Source organism: Natrinema salsiterrestre (assembly GCF_029502005.1).
Lineage (GTDB): Archaea > Halobacteriota > Halobacteria > Halobacteriales > Natrialbaceae > Natrinema > Natrinema salsiterrestre.
Genome location: NZ_JAMQOT010000006.1, coordinates 84,069 through 100,436, shown reverse-complemented (window position 1 = coordinate 100,436; position 16,368 = coordinate 84,069). Strand labels below are relative to the sequence as shown.

Sequence of the window (16,368 nt, the reverse complement as noted above, 5' to 3'; positions counted from 1 at the left end):
GCGATATACGTCCTTATACAGACCATATTCCATTGGAGATGCCACGTCCGGCTCCGAATACGAATCAAAAGCAGATGTTTGTAAACGATTACCGTTATAAGGTTTAGTACCATGTTGCTAAAACGTGAATTACGACATGTTTGGTGAAGAACTTCGCGATTTCGCGTCCGATCGTTCGGTCGGTGAGGTGGTCCCAGATGTCGCATAAGAAAGAGGAACTCAAAGAGGGCTGTTACGGGGACGAGGTCCGCGAACACATACTCGACTTCGCCGATAACGGCGGCTACGAGGCGATTCCGGAGGACGAACGCGAGAAGTGGTTCACCCGCTTCAAATTCTGGGGGCTGTTCCACCAGCGTTCGGGCCAGGAATCGTACTTCATGATGCGGCTGACCAACGCCAGCGGAATTCTCGAGCCCGACCAGCTGCGGACGATCGGCGAGGTCGCTCGCGACTACGCGACGGGCCCCGTCGAGAACCCCGAGTTCGGCAACGGCTGGATCGACCTGACGACGCGGCAGTCGATCCAACTGCACTGGCTCGAGCTCGAGGACGTCCCGGAGATCTGGGAGAAACTCGAGTCGGTCGGCGTCCACTCCCGCTCTGCGGGCGGTGACACGATGCGAAACATCTCGGGCTGTCCGCTCCACGGAAAGGCCGAGGAGTTCGTCGAAGCCGGGCCCCTGCTCGAGCGCTTCGAGGAGGAGCTTCGCAAAGACGACGCGCTCGCGAACATGCCCCGGAAGTTCAACATCAGCGCGTCGGGCTGTACGGTCGGCTGCGCACAGGACTCGATCAACGACATCGGGTTCGAGCCGGCGACGAAGGAGATAGACGGGGAGACAGTGAAGGGATTCAACGTCCGTATCGGCGGCGGGCTCGGCGGTCGTCAGCCGCGCGCCGCGACGCCGCTGGACGTCTTCGTCCGGCCAGAGAACGCCTACGAGGTCGGCCGCGGCTTCGTCGAACTCTACCACGACTACGGCGACAGACAGAACCGCTCGAAGAACCGCGCCCGGTTCTTCGCCGAGGACTGGGGCATGGCGAAGATCCGCGAGACGCTCCAGGAGGAGTACCTCGAGTTCGAGATGCACACCGCTGGCGAGGACTTCCGCGAGGAGTACACGTACAACGCCGGGCAACCGGTCGAGGAGGGCCAGCACGACCACGTCGGCGTCGGCGATCAGAAAGACGGTCGGAACTACGTCGGATTGAGCGTGCCCGTCGGTCGCCTGCCGGCCGAGGACGCCATCGAACTGGCCGATCTCGCCGACGAGTACGGCTCCGGCGAGATTCGGCTCACCCGCCGCCAGAACCCCGTCATCGTCGACGTCGCTGACGAGGATCTGGATGCGCTGCTCGCGGAACCGCTGCTGTCCGAGTATCCCGCCGAGCCGAGCCCCTTCGAGCGCGGCGCGATGGCCTGCACCGGAACCGAGTTCTGTTCGATCGCGCTGACCGAGACGAAGGGTCGGATGGCCCGCATGCTGCGCTGGTTCAACGCGAACGTCGACCTGCCCGAGGACGTGGGGAAGATCAAGATGCACTACTCCGGCTGTACGGCCGACTGCGGGCAGGCGATGACCGCCGATATCGGCCTGCAGGGGATGCGCGCCCGCAAGGACGACGAGATGGTCGAGGCCTTCGACATCGGCGTCGGCGGCGGTATCGGCGAGGACCCCTCGTTCATCGACTGGGTTCAGCAGCGCGTCCCGGCCGACGAGGCTCCCGGCGCGATCCGCAACCTGCTCGAGGCCTACGCGGCCCACCGAACCGAGGGACAGACGTTCCGCCAGTGGGTCGAGGCGACGGCCGAGGCACAGCTCGTGGAGTTCTGCGAGCCCGAGGAGACGGACTTCGAAGCGCCGTACATGGCCGACGCCAAGCAGTCGTGGTACCCCTTCGCGGAGAGCGAGTCCGCGGCGGCTGCGGCGGGCGACGAGTCCGCAGCGCCGTCCGACGACTGAGACGAAATCTCGCTTTCTCGGCGGTACCGAACTGACCTCGAGAGTACGTATTTATCAACTCCCGGACCGTATAGTGGCGTATGCCCGAAGAAGTACTCTTCAAATCCGAAAGCGCTCAGGAGCGAGCCCAAATCGCGTCGCTGCTCCGCCGCGTCGCGGACAACCTGGAGGACGGCGAACCGATCACGCTCAAATCCGGCTCCGAATCGCTGACGCTCGAACCCCCCGCTCGCCCCACCTTCGAAGTCAAGGCCGAACGCGAGGGGCCGGCCGACGCGCCCGGCGAGTTGAGCGTCGAATTCGAACTCGAGTGGGACGAGACCGACGGCGAGGACGGCGATAGCGGACCGTTAGAGATCGAGTAACGCTACGCTCGGACTCGCCCCGGGAGAGTCGGGCGACGGCACGTGGTCGCTTCCACCAGCCGATCAGCGATGGCCTCGGGTTCGCTCGTAGGCGTACTCGAGTGCGTCCTCGAGCGAGCCGGGGCCGTCGTAGCTGGCCGAGAAGAGGTCCATGAACTCGCCCGCGATCCGGTTGCACCGCTCGAACGTCAACACGGTCCTGACCCGCATCGTCTCGGAGAGGTCGAGCCCCGGATAACTCGTCGCCGTCAGCGCGTAGCCGGGATGGTCTTCGCCGTCGAGCGACGCGGGTGCAACCTTCAGCCGCAAATCACCTGATTCGTGGAGATACGTCCGATACTGCATTTCCCGGTCCGTGTCGGCCGGGGTGTAGGTCCGACACTCTTCGGTCGTCCACTCGAGCGGCACGTCGGCTTCCATCAGTCACTGATACCAACGCAAGCGCTACGTTCGTATCGCAACGAGCAATATTATCGAACGATAGTCCAGAACCTACAACAATGGCGGGTTCTCTGCGCGAAATGTGGTTATATTCTGGAGTTATGTTTACCTAAACCGATTGTAACTGACTGATCGACGAATCTACTCTCGCCATTTCGATCGGTTCTCTCATCACTTCCGTACTCGGCTGCCGGTTCTCAGCCGATAGCTGTCGTCAGTTGTGGATTCGAAGCCAGTCTCTCGCTATCGAACGCAACGAAATACGGCTTCGGCCGGGAGCGCGGCTCGAGCAGACGCGAGAGCCGCACGACCCGGGGGAGGGCAGGCCCTTGCCCAGCTACTGACCGCGAGCGAACGAAGTGAGCGAGCGGCTTTTTTGGTCGAGATTTTTTGCGCGAGGGGTGAACGCAGTGAACCCGAGCGGAAAAAAGGTCAGTGTGAGTGCTTTTGATCGAAATTTTGCTCTGCGGGCTCGCCTACGGCTCGCCTCGGCAAAATTTCGCTGTTAGTCGCCGCTCGAGGATTCGACGGCCGATTCGTCCTCGGTTTCGGGGCTGACGCTGCCGGTCCGGTAGCCGTGGAGGTCGAGCGTGACGTGATCGAAGCCCAGATTCGACAGCTCCGCGCGGACCGTCTCGACGAACTCTCGATTCAGGGCGCGCTCGAGTTCGTCGGGCGCGACCTCGATGCGTGCGAGGCCGTCGTGGTCGCGGACGCGGAACTGGTCGAACCCCCACTGTCGGAGCAGCGCCTCGGCCCGCTCGATCCGCGTGAGCCGGTCTTCGGTGACCTCGAGGCCGGTCGGAATCCGGGAGGAGAGACAGGCCATCGAGGGTTTCTCGGCGACGGAGAGGTCGTAGCGGTCGGCGATTTCGCGGACCTCGGTCTTCGAAATGTCGTGGGCGAGCAGCGGCGAGTGAACGTCCAGTTCCTCGACCGCCTGCAGCCCGGGCCGGTGGCCCGCGCCGGGATCGTCGGCGTTCGTCCCGTCGCAGACCGTTCCCGCGCCGAGTTCCCGGGCGGTCTCGAGCATCTCGCCGAGTCGCATCGTTCGACAGTGATAGCAGCGATCGTCGTCGTTCTCGACGAACGCGTCGCTCTCGAGCTCGGAGAAGGAGACGATCTCGTGGCGGATGCCGATCTCGCTCGCGACTCGTCTCGCGTCCTCGAGTTCGGCCTCGGGGAGCGTCTCGCTCTTCGCGGTGCAGGCGACCGCGTCCTCGCCGAGCGCGTCGTGGGCGAGTGCGGCCACCACGCTCGAGTCGACGCCGCCGGAGAAGGCGACGACGACGCCGTCGCGAGCCGCGAGGTCGTCGCGGGCGGCCCGGAGTTTCGGCTCGACCGTTGTCATAGACCGTCGTTCGAACCCGACGGGCAAAAGGACGTTGTCGTCCGCGGCTCACGCGGGGTTCGTCAGATCTCGACGGAACGGCCGCGCTCTGCGCTTTCCGACAGCGCGTCGAGCACCCGCATGTTGGCGATCGCCTCGTCGCCGTCCGTTCGCGGGGTCCGATCTGTGGCGACGCAGTCGGCGAAGTGCTCGATCTCGAGCCGGAACTGGTCGACCGGATCGAACGTCTCGACGCCGCGGCGGCCGTCGATCCGGTACTCGAGTTCGAGCCTGCCGTCGGGCACGTCGAACGCGTTCTGGACCTCGATCCAGCCGTTGGACCCCTCGATCCGATAGCGCTGGACGGTCTCCGTGTCGAAACTCGACGAGACGCGGCCGGTCGCCCCGTCGGCGTACTCGAGGAGCCCGGTCAGCTCCGAATCGACACCGGCATTGCGGGTGTCGACCGCGGACGCGTACGCCCGATCCGGTTCGCCGAGGACCTGACGGACCACGGAGACGGGGTAGCAGCCGACGTCCATCAGGCTCCCGCCCGCCAGCTCGGGCGAGAGGCGGATGTCTCCCGTCCGGTCGAGCCGGAATTTGAACGTCGCAGTCACCGAGCGGACGTCCTCGAGTTCCTCGCGCGCCAGGGCGAACGCGCGCTCGGTCCGCGGGTGATATCGGTACATGAACGCCTCCATCAGGGTCACATCCCTGTCCGCGCAGTGGTCGACGACCTCACGCGCCTCGGCCGCATCGACTGCGAGGGGCTTCTCGCAGAGGACGTCGAGTCCGGCGTCGGCCGCGCGTTTCGTCCACTCCGCGTGGAGGGCGTTCGGCAACGGGACGTAGAGGGCGTCGACGTCGGCGTTCGCGATGAGTTCGTCGTAGCCGCCGTAGGACGCCTCGATATCGTACTCCGCCGCGACGGCGCGCGCGTCGGCTTCGTCGCGAGACGCGATCGCCGTCACGTCGTGGTCGCTGGCCTCGATTCCCGGGAGGAACGCCTTCTGTGCGATGCCCGCCGTGCTGAGAACGCCGAAATCCATGCCCGTGTGTTCCGCCGACCCGTATAAGTATTCCAGCAGTCTCCGACGAGCGGTGAGCGTCGGGACCACCGGACCCACCGCTGCCGAGCTACCCCGGTTGCGGCCGCGCTGGGGGAACCAGTACACAGCGCGCCGGACGATTAAGACGGTGTCTCTGGTAGGATCGCTATCCCGATCACCATGGCGATCTCAAATCGACTGGGTCGACTCCGTTCGGTTATCGACACCGAGGGCCACACGAGCGAGGCCGACGAACACTCCCGCGAGGAACACATCGCGGACGCGGTCGCCCGCGGGATGCAAGGGGGAGTCGTCGCAACGCTCATTATGACCGCGTTTCGGCTCCCGCTCCTGCGATCGCTGCCGCCGTCGGCGAACTTCTGGTCGCAGTACGTCGCCGGCGGCGAGCCCGGCGACCACCGGATCGCCGGCCTCGCGCTCCACCTCCTCTATGGAGTCAGCTCGGGTGCGCTCTTCGGAGCGCTGTTTTCCCTGTACACCGCCGGTCGGTCCATCGAGCCCGAACAGCGCGGGCTCGTCTGGGGCGCGGTCTACGGCATGGTCCTGTCTGCGTTCGGCGTCCAGGTCGTGCTCCAGGAACTGCTCGATATCCGGCTCGAGGCCGACGAGCTCGCGCTCTTTCACGCCGGCCACCTCGTCTACGGACTGGCGCTCGGGGCCTGGGTCGGGTCCCGAACCGAGGGCGTCGAGGACCCGGAGCGGGAGTACGAGTACGACGACGGGAACTGACTCCGTCGTCGGCTCCCGTGGTGGCGGTTGCCGGCAGGCCAAGTCATAGGCCGATTCCGGAACACGACCACACGTGAACTATCGACGACTCGGTTCGACCGGACGCGGCGTCTCCGAGGTCGGCCTCGGGACGTGGAACATCGGCGGCGACTGGGGCGACGTGGCCGACGAGACCGGCCGCGATGTCGTCCGCGCTGCCCTCGATGCGGGGATCGACTTCGTCGACACCGCGGACGTGTACGGCGACGGCCGCAGCGAACGCCACATCGGTCGCGTCCTCGACGAGCGGGAGGCCCACGACGACGTGTTCGTCGCGACGAAGGCGGGACGACGCCTCGAGCCCCACGAGGCCGACGGCTACGACTACGACCACCTCTCTACGTTCGTCGACCGGAGCCGCGAGAACCTCGGCGAGGAGACCCTCGACCTCCTCCAGTTGCACTGCCCGCCGACGGCGGCGTACTACCGGCCGTCGACGTTCGACGCGCTGGAACGACTCGCCGACGAGGGAAAGATCGCTCACGCGGGCGTGAGCGTCGAAAAAGTCGAGGAAGCCCTCAAGGCGGTCGAGTACGACGTCGTCGAGACCGTCCAGCTCGTCTTCAACCCGTTCCGCCAGCGGCCCGCGGAGCTGTTCTTCGAACGCGCCCGGGCCGAAGATATCGGCGTGATCGTCCGGGTCCCGTACGCCTCGGGGCTGCTGACCGGCGCGCTCGAGCGCGACCAGACGTTCCCCGAGGACGACCACCGCAACTACAACCGCGAGGGCGAGGCCTTCGACGTCGGGGAGACCTTTGCGGGCGTCCCCTACGAGACGGGACACGACGCCGTCGACGCGCTCGAGGCCCACGTCCCCGACGACCTGTCGCTGGCCGAACTCACGCTCCGGTGGATCCTGGACCACGAGGCGGTCTCGACGGTCATTCCGGGAACGACCTCGCCAGAACACGTCCACGGCAACGCCGTCGTCTCGGAGCTCCCGCCGCTCTCGAATCGGGTTCACGGGGTCGTTCGGGACGTCTACGAGGAGTACGTCTTCGAGCACGTTCACCACCGCTGGTAGTGTTGGCGGCTCTCTCAGCACCCGCCACCGGACGAGATCGACGCGTCGTTTTCGAGGCCCACTCGAAACCGCTGAGAACGCAAGCGGGACGCCGATTTTCCGGCGTGGCGTAGCTACGCGCGTGACCGACTACGACATGCACGAACCCGACTTTTCGGGCACGACGACCGATGAATGGGACGAACCCGAACTCGAGGACTTCGATACCGACGACCTGAGCGAGGTCGGGGAGCACTTCATTCTCTCGGCCTCGGGATTCCCGCCGGAGAACTTCACGGACCTGAAGCTTCCGGTGGTCGATCCCGACGGGAACCTCAACAGGAACGCCCTGCAGACGGCGAAAAGCGGCGGCCACGGCGTCGGCGCGATCGAGGACCTCGACGAGGAGACGCAGGACGAGGTCGAGGACGTGATCGACGACCTCGCGAACGAGCACTTCGAGGACGCCGACTTCGGCGACTAACCGGACGTCGGCCGATCACCGTGGACCGCGTCTATAACCGCTCCCGATCGGACGAGAACGATCAGGCCGAGCAGCAAGAGTCCGCGCTCCCAGTTTCCGCGGTCGAACTCCCGCGTCGCCGCCACGAGGAGCGTACGGATAGACAGCGTTCGTATCGGTTTCCGCCCTGTGAGCGCCGTGACCGGCATAGTCGTCTTAGCGTTCCCGAGGAAATAACGGCGATACCGGCGGGCGCAAGCGGGTTTGTACCGAACGACGGCGTCGGCTCGCTCCGCTCACTCCGGGTCGAACCCGCCGACGAGGGACTCGAGCGCGAACAGGGCGATCGCTCCGATCGCCGCCCACGCGGCCGTCAGTGCGATCGTCTCAGTCGTCCACGCGTGTGCGTCGGCGATGTTGTGCAGCGGGGCGGGGACCGAGCCGGCGATGAGGCTCACCAGGAAGACGAGGGTCAGGCCGCGATTGCGGGCCAGCGCGGCACGTACGACGCGAGCGATCGTGACGAGGCCGACGATTCCGCCGACCATGAACAGCGCGACGGTCGTTCCCGGGTCGGTGACCGCCGCGAGCGATCCGCCGTCGAGCAGGCCCAGGCCGGCGCGGACGAACGCACTCAGTTCGCCGGAGAGGAAGACGTACTGGCCGAGCAGGATCAGGATCAGCGAGCCGGAGATCCCCGGGAGGATCATCGCGCTGATCGCGATCGCACCGGCGAAGACGATCACGAGCGGACCGCCGCCGGGGAGCTGGAGGATATCGGCGGCGACCAGCAACGCGAGGGTCGCACCCGCTACCGCAGCCCCGACGTGGGTCGGCGAGGACAGCTCGAGGCTCCGACCCAGCGTGATCGCTGAGGCGGCGATCAACCCCGTAAAAAATCCGAAGATGGCGATCGGATGGGTTTCCGCGAGCGACGAGACGACGTCCGCGATGAGGACGACCGCGGTGACCATGCCGACGCCGAGCGGGATCAGGAACTGCAGGTCAAGCTCGAGCAGCGACTCTCGAGCGCGCGCTCGCCGTTCGGGGTGGTAGCCCCGGAGGACGGCGATCGCTCGGCGGGGGGTAAACGCAGTGATGGCGGCGATCAGCCGGCCGTAGAACCCGAGCAAGAGCGCCACCGTGCCGCCGGAGACGCCCGGGAGCGCGTCGGCCGCGCCCATACAGAGCCCGTAGCCGTAGGCCCGGAGCAGTTCGAGTCGATCGACGGCGACGTCGGTGCGTTCATACTCCATGCGTTGGCTCCTGTCGTCCCCGAATCGGACGCTGACTCGACGGCGGTCGACGCCACTGCCTCGAGCCCGAGCGCTCGGGCCGCCGGTTCGGCTGCATGCTCGATGGAGCGACGCGCTGCCGTATAAAAGTGCGACAACCCCGTCAGTGCGTGCTATCCTCTCTCTGCCTGACTCTGATTCGACGTCGACGAGACGGGTTCAGGCGGGCCGCCCCATCGTATACAGGAACATCGGCGTCTGTCCCGCGGCACGCGGCGCGAAGAAGTCGGAGACGACGTCGTCGTAGAACGTCAGCCCGGTCCCGCCGAGATCGCGGTGGGCGTAGGTTCCCAGATACAGCCGGCCGGCCGTCAGCGACGCCTCGAGCTGCGCCACCCGATACCCGCGATCCCCGAGCGCGTCGACGACGTCCTCGAGATCGGTCAGGAAGAAGATGCAGACCGCGGCGTCGGCGGCCAGCCGCTGATCGAGCGCGAGGTGGCCCGCTTCGCTGCGGAATTCACCGACCCGGAGCCGCTCGAGCTCGTCCGCAGCCGGGTGATAGCGATACGTGCCCGACTCGAGCCCCTCGACGCCGTTGACGACGAGATAGGGGTCGACGAACGAGAGGGGCGGATCCCCTCCCTGTCGGATATCCATCGGCACACCGCGAACGGCGCGGTCGAGGACCGTCGAGAGCTTCCGGACGCTGATCGGGTCGCGCTCGTACTCGCGACAGGAGCCGCGGCGACGGATCGTCTCGTGGAGCGGCCGTCTCGAGGCCGTCTCGCCATCGACTGGCTCGAGTGCGATCCGGTCGCCGTCACCGGATTCCCTGGTGCCGATCGACCCCGCCGGTCGCTCGGTTCGCCAGGATCTCGCTGCAGCGCCGCTCTCGAGGGTGCCGGCCGACCACGCATCGCGGATCGTCGGGAACGATTTCTCGGTCGGTGAAAGGGGCTCGGTGGCGGGGTCGATCGACTCGAAGTCGTCACGGTCGGACTCGGGAACACTATCGCCCGCGCCGATCGGAACGAGTTCCAGCGGCGCTTCGCGGTCGGGCTCGAGGCCGAGCAGGTCGGCGACGGGCTGATCGGCGAAGCCGGTAACGACTTCGGCACGGTAGTCGAGCGCGTGGGCGACCGCGAGCAGGTTCGCGAGCGTCGTGCCGGAGTCCCAGAACGCGTGGCGAAACGTCCGGTCGCCGTACTTCCAGGCGTTGCGCCACCACGTCGAGGTCGCGACGATCGACAGCGGTGCGTCGGCGACGCCCTCGTCTGCGCTCGCGCTGGCGAGCACGCCGCGGTAGTCTCCCTCCCGGAGCACGTCGAGCGACAGCGTTCGGGGATCGAAGTGGTAGACGCCGGCCTCGAGATCGGTCGTCGGAGTCCCCGAATCGTCGGCCCCCTCGAGATCGCTGCAGACGACGTAGAGGTCCACGTGGTAGAGCGCGCCGGTCGTCGCGGCGGCGCGAAACAGCAGGGTGCCCTCGCGCTTGGTTATTCGCTTCGTGATACCCGCGGCGTAGTAACAGAGGGTCGTGACCGTCTCGCGGTCGGGGTGCCGATCCGGGGTCGGGGTCCCCTCGGGTGTCGCCTCCGCGATCGCCGCCAGCGCGGGTTGCTGGGGCGGTCGAATTCGATCGGTCAATGGTACCGTCGCGCGGTCCACGTACTCCTTGTACGGCCGCGGCTTGTTGTCGAAATCGAGCCCGGGTCCGGCCTCGCGGACGCTTCTGGGCGAGTGTGTCGTCCGGTCGTGATAGTCGAGCGCGCCGATCGGCATAGTTCGAGCTACCACGCCGGGACCGAAAAGCCCGGGCGGGAACTTTTTCTCATTCCGGTTTGATACGCATCTCGAGAACATGGACCTCGAGTCGATTCCGGGCGTCGGCGAGAAGACGGCCCGTGCGCTGGCCGAGCTCGACGATCCCGAGCGCGCGCTGCGGACGGGTGACGTGGAAGCGATCGCGGCCGCGCCGGGGATCTCCCAGGGGCGAGCCGCCCGCATCGCGCGCGGCGCGATCCGGCTCGAGCACGACGATCCCGGCGGATTTCTGGCGACCGATCGCGCTCGAGAGGTCTACCGCGCGGTCCTCGAGCTGCTCGAGGAACGGACGGTCACCGACTACGCGGCCCGGCGACTCGAGACGCTCTATCCGAGCCCGCGGCGCTCGCGAATCGAGGAGGTGCAGGCGTTCGCGGCCGACGCGCTCGAGCGCGAGCCCGATCCCGCCGTGCTCGAGGCGCTCGAGGGAGTCGAGCCCCTCCGGGAACCGGGCGACGTGCAGGTCCGCGAGCGGTGTCTGGCGACGACGGACGCCGAGCGCTACTCCGAGGCGCGCGAGGCCATTCCGGAACTCTCCGTCGAGGTCGTCGAGGACGCACAGGGGCTGGCCGAGCTCGCCCGGGGGTACTCGACCGTCATCGCACTCGACGAGTCGTTCGCCGGCGTGACCCTCGAGGGCGACGTGCAGGTCCGTCCCGACGCGCTCGACAATCCGGCGGACGTCGTTCCCGAGCGCCCGCTGGCCTTCTTCGCGCGCAATCGGGGTCGACTCCAGGCGGCCATCGAGGTCCACCGGGCCGCCGATCTCGAGCCGCCCTGCGATCTCGCTGCGCTCGAGGACGGCCTCTCGCGGCTCGAGGAAGACGGGACGGTCGCGGGCGACGACGAACTCGATCGGTTGACGACGGCGGTCGACGACCTCGACGCGGCGGCGGGCGCGGCCGAGAGCGTCGCCAACGATCACCTCCGGCAGGCGATCCGCGAGCAGGATGTGACGATCGAGGGCTCGGACCTGCTCTCGCTGGTCGAGCGCGGGGCCGGCGTCGACTCGCTGCTGTCTCGAGAACTCGCGGACGAGTACGCCGCGGCCGTCGACGCGTCCCGCGATCACCTCGTCGACGCGCTCGATCTCGACCAGGGCGAGGCGGAGATCGCCCGCCGCGCGTTCAGCGACGAGCCGACGTTCCCGGTCGAACGCGACGAGGATGTCATTAGTCGATTGCGCGAGGAGCTGACAGCGGCCAAGGAGCGGCGTGCAGGCCGGCTCAAACGCGAGCTCGCGGCGGACCTCGCCGACCAGCGCGAGGGGGCCCGTCAGCTGGTTCGCGACGCCCTCGAGCTCGACGTCGAGCTCGCCATCGCCCGGTTCGCCCGGGAGTACGACTGCGTGATGCCGGAGTTCGGTACCGACGACGCCGCGGGCGAGGTCGGGTTCGCGATCGAGGGCGGTCGGTCTCCCCTGCTGGACGAACCCCTCGAGGCGATCGACCCCGTCGATTACGACGTCTCGGGCGTGGCCCTCCTCTCTGGGGTCAACAGCGGCGGGAAGACCTCCACGCTGGATCTGGTCGCGAGCGTGGTGATTCTGGCGCACATGGGGCTCCCCGTCCCCGCCGAGCGGGTTCGCCTGCGGCGGTTCGACGACCTCCACTACCACGCCAAGACGCAGGGCACGCTGGACGCGGGGGCCTTCGAGTCAACCGTCCGGGAGTTCGCGGATCTCGCACAGGGCGGTGAGGGATCGCTGGTGCTGGTCGACGAACTCGAGAGCATCACGGAGCCCGGTGCGTCGGCGAAGATCATCGCGGGCATCCTCGAGGCCCTCTCGGAGAACGGCGCGACGGCGGTGTTCGTCTCGCACCTGGCCGACGAGATACGCGAAATGGCCGCGTTCGCCGTCACCGTCGACGGGATCGAAGCCGTCGGGCTCGTCGACGGCGAACTCGAGGTGAACCGCTCGCCGGTCAAAGACCATCTCGCGCGGTCGACGCCGGAGCTGATCGTCGAGAAGCTGGCCGACGAGGCTCGAGACGAAGCGGTCGCGGCCAACGGCGGTGCGCCGAGCGGCGGCGAGGGAGACTCGGATCCAATCTTCTACGATCGGCTGCTCGAGAAGTTCGAGTGACCGCTCGGTCGCCGAGGGGAGCCGAGCGTCGCCATACTGCACTGGGGTATGCAAGTCCAAGGCCTACCACCGCAGGACGGTTGTGTTACGGTATGCCATATCAGTTCCAGTGTCCCAGGGAGGGGTGTTCCTTCGAACTGCGCTGCGATGCCGATCAGGAGGCGGCGCGGCTCGCGCGAGCCCACGCTCGCGTCTCACACCGCAGTCGAATCGCTCCGGCGGATCTCAACCGGTGGCTCGAGCGGATCGAGGCCGCTTGAACCGACTCGACGGCATTCCGAGTCTCTCTCCTCAGAGAGCCGCCGTAGTTCCCCAGTATCTCTGTTTCCCACGCTTCCGTTTCGCCCCTGGCGTCAGTGCTCTCACTCAGACGGACGGATCGGACACCGATTCTTCTGGATGAGTGATATAGTAGTATGCGATACCGCGGTCGAACCGCGGATTCGGCCACCGAACCATTAAGACGCTGCGGAAGCAGGGTGAAAGTGATGGGAGACGACCCCGACGAGGGGATGTTGTCGTGGGACGAATCCGTCTTTAGAGACGAGCACGTCTTCGAAATCGACTATATTCCCGAGACGTTCAAGCACCGCGAGGGCCAGACCCAGAGCCTGACGTACGCGCTGCGCCCGGCGGTGCGGGGGTCGCGACCGCTGAACGTCGTGGTCCGAGGGCCGCCGGGCACCGGCAAGACGACCGCGATCCAGAAGCTGTTCGACGAGGTGGGGGCCCAGACGAGCGAGGTCCGGACGATCCGGGTCAACTGCCAGGTCAACGCGACCCGGTACTCGGTGTTCTCGCGGCTCTTCGAGGGGACGTTCGACTACGAGCCCCCGTCCTCCGGCATCTCGTTCAAGAAGCTGTTCGGCCAGATCGCCGAGAAACTCGTCGAGGAGGACAAGGTCCTCGTCGTCGCGCTCGACGATATCAACTACCTCTTCTACGAGAACGAGGCCTCGGACACGCTCTACTCGCTGCTGCGGGCCCACGAGGAGTACCCCGGCGCGAAGATCGGCGTCGTCGTCGTCTCCTCGGATCCCGCACTGGACGTGATCGACGAACTCGACTCGAGAGTCCAGAGCGTCTTCCGCCCGGAGGACGTCTACTTCCCGGTCTACGACCAGCCCGAGATCGTCGACATCCTCGAGGAACGGGTCACACGCGGCTTCCACGAGGGCGTGATCGGTCGGGAGACACTCGAGTACGTCGCCGAACTCACCGCCGAGAGCGGCGACCTCCGGGTCGGCATCGACCTGTTGCGCCGGGCGGGACTCAACGCCGAGATGCGGGCCAGCCGCACCGTCGAGCGCCAGGACGTCGAGGACGCCTACGAGAAGTCCAAGTACATCAACCTCTCGCGGTCGCTCTCGGGGCTGACCGACACCGAGCGAGCGTTGCTCGAGGTGATCGCCGAACACGACGGCGAGCAGGCCGGCGAGGTCTACGAGGGATTCCACGAGCGGACCGATCTGGGCTACACGCGCTACTCCGAGATCGTCAACAAGCTCGACCAGCTCGGGCTGATCGACGCCGACTACGCGGAGGTCGACGGCCGCGGCCGCTCGCGGTCGCTCTCGCTGTCCTACGAGAAAGAGGCGGTGTTAGACCGGCTCGAGTGATTTTTCGCCGAAGACTATTCCGGAGTACTCACATCTCAGATGCCCCAGATAGCGGCGATACCGACCGTCGTCACGACCGCGAGCAGCAGCTGTAGCGGGCCGCCGACTCGCAGAAAGTCGGTGAATTTGTACCCGCCGGGACCGTAGACCATCAGGTTCGTCTGGTACCCCACCGGCGTCATGAAGGAGGTCGCGGAGGCGAACATCACCGCGAGGAGGAAGGAGAACTGTGCGGCGCCCAGACTCTCCGCGGCGTCGACCGCAATGGGGATCATCAGAACGACCGTCGCGACCGGCGTGATGACGTTGGCGAGCAGTCCCGTGACGACGGTAAACAGCAACAGGACGGCGATGAGCGGGAGGAACTCCGCAGTGGCGACCAGACCGCCGGCGATAAACTGCGAGCCGTTGGTCGCCTCGAGGGCGGCGCCGAGGGGGATCACGCCCGCCAGCAGGAATACGATGTTCCACGAGACGGCATCGTACGCGTCGTTCGTCGACAGACAGCCGGTCACGATCATGAGGAAGACTCCGGCGAACGCCGCGATGACGATGGAGACGAGACCGAGCGCGGCGGTGCCGACCACGCCGGCCATGATGGCGAGCGCGATCGGGGTTTTCGGCGACAGCGGTGCGATCTCGTCCGCTCCCTCTTCGATCAGTCGGTCGTAAACGTCCTCCTCGACGACGACGAGATCGCCCGTTTCAGTGACGAAATCGAGCGTGCTGGGAAGGGCCTGCACCAGAAGGAGGTCGCCCGCCTCGAGCGTCCGTTCTTCGAGGTCGGTCCGGAGCAATTCGCCGTCGCGACGGATCGCCAGTACGGTCAGCTGGTAGACCTCCCTGAGGTGCGTCTCGGAGAGCGTCTTCCCGACGAACGGCGAGTCGACCGGGACGATCGTCTTCGCGAGCCGCTCGTCGGCCGTGGATTCGTCGAACGTCTCCTCGGTGACCGATTCTCGATGGAGCTGACGGAGCGTCTGGTTCTCGACGAACCGGTTGACCGCCTGCAGGGTACCGTGTATCGTGAGCACGTCGCCTTCCCGGATGTGCCGGCCGGCTTCGAGCACTTCGGTTGCGTCGCCGTTTCCGTCGCGCTGCTGACCGTCCTCCTTTGCATCGGATCGGATTTCGACGGCTCCATCGCGATGACCCTGCACGTCGCGGTCCGACCCGTCGACGCGTGTCTCCGAACCGATGTCGTCGGCGCGCTCGGGTTCGGCGTCGCTATCGGACGCGGGTTCGCCGGTGCCGTCGTACTCGAGTACGCGCTCGTTCGCGGCAGGTCGACCGTCGCGTGTCCCGTCTCGACGGTGCTGAAGCACGCGCACGTTCGCTTCGATCCGCTCCTCGAGTTCGTCGACCGTGAGGCCGACCGGTGCCGAGTCCGCATCGACGCGGACCTGCGTGAGGTGGTCCTCGAGGTCGAACTCCTCGACGAGGTCGGCGTCGGCGGGGATCCGCGCAGGCGTCAGCCACCGACCGACGGTCATGAGGTAGGCGAGTCCGACAACCAGAATCGCGAGCCCGAGCACCGAGAACTCGAACATACCGATCGGTCCTCGCTCGAGCAGGGTGGCGGCGAACTCGCTCGCCAGCAGGTTCGTCGAGGTGCCGACGAGCGTCAGCGTGCCGCCGAGGATCGCCGCGTACGAGAGCGGCAAGAGGAGCTTCGAGGGCGACACCCCGGTCTTCTCGGCGAGATCGGAGATCATCGGGATGAAGATCGCGACGACCGGCGTGTTGTTGATGAATCCCGCGATCGGTCCCGTCGTGGCGACCGTCGCCGCCAGCGCTCGGGTTTCGTCACCGTTCGTGAACGCCGCCAGCGAGAGGCCGAGCCGCTGGACCACGCCGGTTCGCTGGATCCCCGCGCTGAGCATGTACATCGCCACGATCGTCACCGTCGCGGTGTTTGCGAAGCCGGAAATCGCCGCCCGGTGACCCACGCCGGTCAGCGGCTCGAGTGCCGCAAGCGAGACGATGATGCCGATCGCCGTCACGTCGTTGGGAATGAGCTCCGAAACGAACAGGACGAGTGCGACGGCGATGAGACCGAACACTACCAGCGCACCCGTCGATAGCTCCGCACCGGTCATCGTGTGCCGTCCGGGCTCCCGTCACCAGTCATACCCTCGTGTCTGTGAGCTATTGCTAAATCTATGTTTCGAGAGGCGGTCGACGAGGACCC

14 protein-coding genes are annotated in these 16,368 nt (G+C 66.6%); 8 read left to right on the top strand and 6 right to left on the bottom strand.

The window, feature by feature from the left end; genetic code table 11:
• The first annotated feature begins 197 nt into the window (after window positions 1–197).
• Window positions 198–1,967 carry a nitrite/sulfite reductase gene (locus tag NDI89_RS16850; protein ID WP_277523122.1) on the top strand — a complete coding sequence of 590 codons (1,770 nt, stop codon included), beginning with the start codon at window positions 198–200 and terminating at the stop codon, window positions 1,965–1,967.
• Between the two features lie 80 nt (window positions 1,968–2,047).
• Window positions 2,048–2,332, top strand: a complete 285-nt coding sequence (locus NDI89_RS16845) for an amphi-Trp domain-containing protein (protein ID WP_277523121.1) — start codon at window positions 2,048–2,050, stop codon at window positions 2,330–2,332.
• A 63-nt stretch (window positions 2,333–2,395) separates the two neighbouring features.
• Here NDI89_RS16845 and NDI89_RS16840 read toward each other — a convergent pair whose 3' ends face one another.
• The 3 genes from NDI89_RS16840 to NDI89_RS16830 all read right to left on the bottom strand — a co-directional run bounded on the left by NDI89_RS16840 (window position 2,396) and on the right by NDI89_RS16830 (window position 5,155).
• On the bottom strand, window positions 2,396–2,752 hold the full coding sequence (locus tag NDI89_RS16840; protein ID WP_226004686.1) for a hypothetical protein: 357 nt from the start codon (window positions 2,750–2,752) through the stop codon (window positions 2,396–2,398).
• A gap of 526 nt (window positions 2,753–3,278) precedes the next feature.
• Window positions 3,279–4,124, bottom strand: a complete 846-nt coding sequence (gene larE / locus NDI89_RS16835) for an ATP-dependent sacrificial sulfur transferase LarE (RefSeq protein WP_277523119.1) — start codon at window positions 4,122–4,124, stop codon at window positions 3,279–3,281.
• A 62-nt stretch (window positions 4,125–4,186) separates the two neighbouring features.
• The gene (locus tag NDI89_RS16830; RefSeq protein ID WP_277523117.1) at window positions 4,187–5,155 is read right to left on the bottom strand and encodes a Gfo/Idh/MocA family protein; all 969 of its coding nucleotides are present in this window, start codon (window positions 5,153–5,155) and stop codon (window positions 4,187–4,189) included.
• A gap of 180 nt (window positions 5,156–5,335) precedes the next feature.
• Here NDI89_RS16830 and NDI89_RS16825 point away from each other — a divergent pair, with 180 nt between their 5' ends.
• The 3 genes from NDI89_RS16825 (at window position 5,336) to NDI89_RS16815 (ending at window position 7,431) form a co-directional block, all read left to right on the top strand.
• On the top strand, window positions 5,336–5,905 hold the full coding sequence (locus NDI89_RS16825; protein WP_277523116.1) for a DUF6789 family protein: 570 nt from the start codon (window positions 5,336–5,338) through the stop codon (window positions 5,903–5,905).
• A 73-nt stretch (window positions 5,906–5,978) separates the two neighbouring features.
• On the top strand, window positions 5,979–6,968 hold the full coding sequence (locus NDI89_RS16820; RefSeq protein WP_277523114.1) for an aldo/keto reductase: 990 nt from the start codon (window positions 5,979–5,981) through the stop codon (window positions 6,966–6,968).
• A 121-nt stretch (window positions 6,969–7,089) separates the two neighbouring features.
• A complete protein-coding gene (locus NDI89_RS16815) occupies window positions 7,090–7,431 on the top strand; it encodes a hypothetical protein (protein WP_277523112.1) in 342 nt (113 codons plus the stop codon).
• A 275-nt stretch (window positions 7,432–7,706) separates the two neighbouring features.
• Here NDI89_RS16815 and NDI89_RS16810 read toward each other — a convergent pair whose 3' ends face one another.
• Complete coding sequence (locus tag NDI89_RS16810; RefSeq protein ID WP_277523110.1) at window positions 7,707–8,666, bottom strand: DUF368 domain-containing protein; 960 nt, start codon at window positions 8,664–8,666, stop codon at window positions 7,707–7,709.
• Window positions 8,667–8,864: 198 nt separating this feature from the next.
• Complete coding sequence (locus NDI89_RS16805) at window positions 8,865–10,430, bottom strand: SagB/ThcOx family dehydrogenase (RefSeq protein ID WP_277523108.1); 1,566 nt, start codon at window positions 10,428–10,430, stop codon at window positions 8,865–8,867.
• A 79-nt stretch (window positions 10,431–10,509) separates the two neighbouring features.
• Between NDI89_RS16805 and NDI89_RS16800 the strand changes: the two genes are divergently transcribed.
• The 3 genes from NDI89_RS16800 (at window position 10,510) to NDI89_RS16790 (ending at window position 14,177) form a co-directional block, all read left to right on the top strand.
• The gene (locus NDI89_RS16800) at window positions 10,510–12,558 is read left to right on the top strand and encodes a MutS-related protein (RefSeq protein ID WP_277523107.1); all 2,049 of its coding nucleotides are present in this window, start codon (window positions 10,510–10,512) and stop codon (window positions 12,556–12,558) included.
• A 92-nt stretch (window positions 12,559–12,650) separates the two neighbouring features.
• Window positions 12,651–12,818: a DUF1059 domain-containing protein gene (locus tag NDI89_RS16795; protein ID WP_277523106.1), complete on the top strand. Its 168-nt coding sequence runs from the start codon at window positions 12,651–12,653 to the stop codon at window positions 12,816–12,818.
• Between the two features lie 228 nt (window positions 12,819–13,046).
• Window positions 13,047–14,177, top strand: a complete 1,131-nt coding sequence (locus NDI89_RS16790) for an ORC1-type DNA replication protein (RefSeq protein WP_277523105.1) — start codon at window positions 13,047–13,049, stop codon at window positions 14,175–14,177.
• Between the two features lie 35 nt (window positions 14,178–14,212).
• Here the strand turns inward: NDI89_RS16790 and NDI89_RS16785 are convergent, their stop codons facing one another.
• Window positions 14,213–16,276: an SLC13 family permease gene (locus NDI89_RS16785; protein WP_277523104.1), complete on the bottom strand. Its 2,064-nt coding sequence runs from the start codon at window positions 16,274–16,276 to the stop codon at window positions 14,213–14,215.
• Window positions 16,277–16,368 lie beyond the last annotated feature (92 nt).

Bases quoted from the DNA above. Each gene is read 5' to 3' on its own strand.
- NDI89_RS16850 (WP_277523122.1), top strand. From the start codon at position 198: ATGTCGCATAAGAAAGAGGAACTCAAAGAGGGCTGTTACGGGGACGAG.
- NDI89_RS16845 (WP_277523121.1), top strand. From the start codon at position 2,048: ATGCCCGAAGAAGTACTCTTCAAATCCGAAAGCGCTCAGGAGCGAGCC.
- NDI89_RS16840 (WP_226004686.1), bottom strand. From the start codon at position 2,752: ATGGAAGCCGACGTGCCGCTCGAGTGGACGACCGAAGAGTGTCGGACC.
- larE (WP_277523119.1), bottom strand. From the start codon at position 4,124: ATGACAACGGTCGAGCCGAAACTCCGGGCCGCCCGCGACGACCTCGCG.
- NDI89_RS16830 (WP_277523117.1), bottom strand. From the start codon at position 5,155: ATGGATTTCGGCGTTCTCAGCACGGCGGGCATCGCACAGAAGGCGTTC.
- NDI89_RS16825 (WP_277523116.1), top strand. From the start codon at position 5,336: ATGGCGATCTCAAATCGACTGGGTCGACTCCGTTCGGTTATCGACACC.
- NDI89_RS16810 (WP_277523110.1), bottom strand. From the start codon at position 8,666: ATGGAGTATGAACGCACCGACGTCGCCGTCGATCGACTCGAACTGCTC.
- NDI89_RS16805 (WP_277523108.1), bottom strand. From the start codon at position 10,430: ATGCCGATCGGCGCGCTCGACTATCACGACCGGACGACACACTCGCCC.
- NDI89_RS16800 (WP_277523107.1), top strand. From the start codon at position 10,510: ATGGACCTCGAGTCGATTCCGGGCGTCGGCGAGAAGACGGCCCGTGCG.
- NDI89_RS16795 (WP_277523106.1), top strand. From the start codon at position 12,651: ATGCCATATCAGTTCCAGTGTCCCAGGGAGGGGTGTTCCTTCGAACTG.
- NDI89_RS16790 (WP_277523105.1), top strand. From the start codon at position 13,047: ATGGGAGACGACCCCGACGAGGGGATGTTGTCGTGGGACGAATCCGTC.
- NDI89_RS16785 (WP_277523104.1), bottom strand. From the start codon at position 16,276: ATGACCGGTGCGGAGCTATCGACGGGTGCGCTGGTAGTGTTCGGTCTC.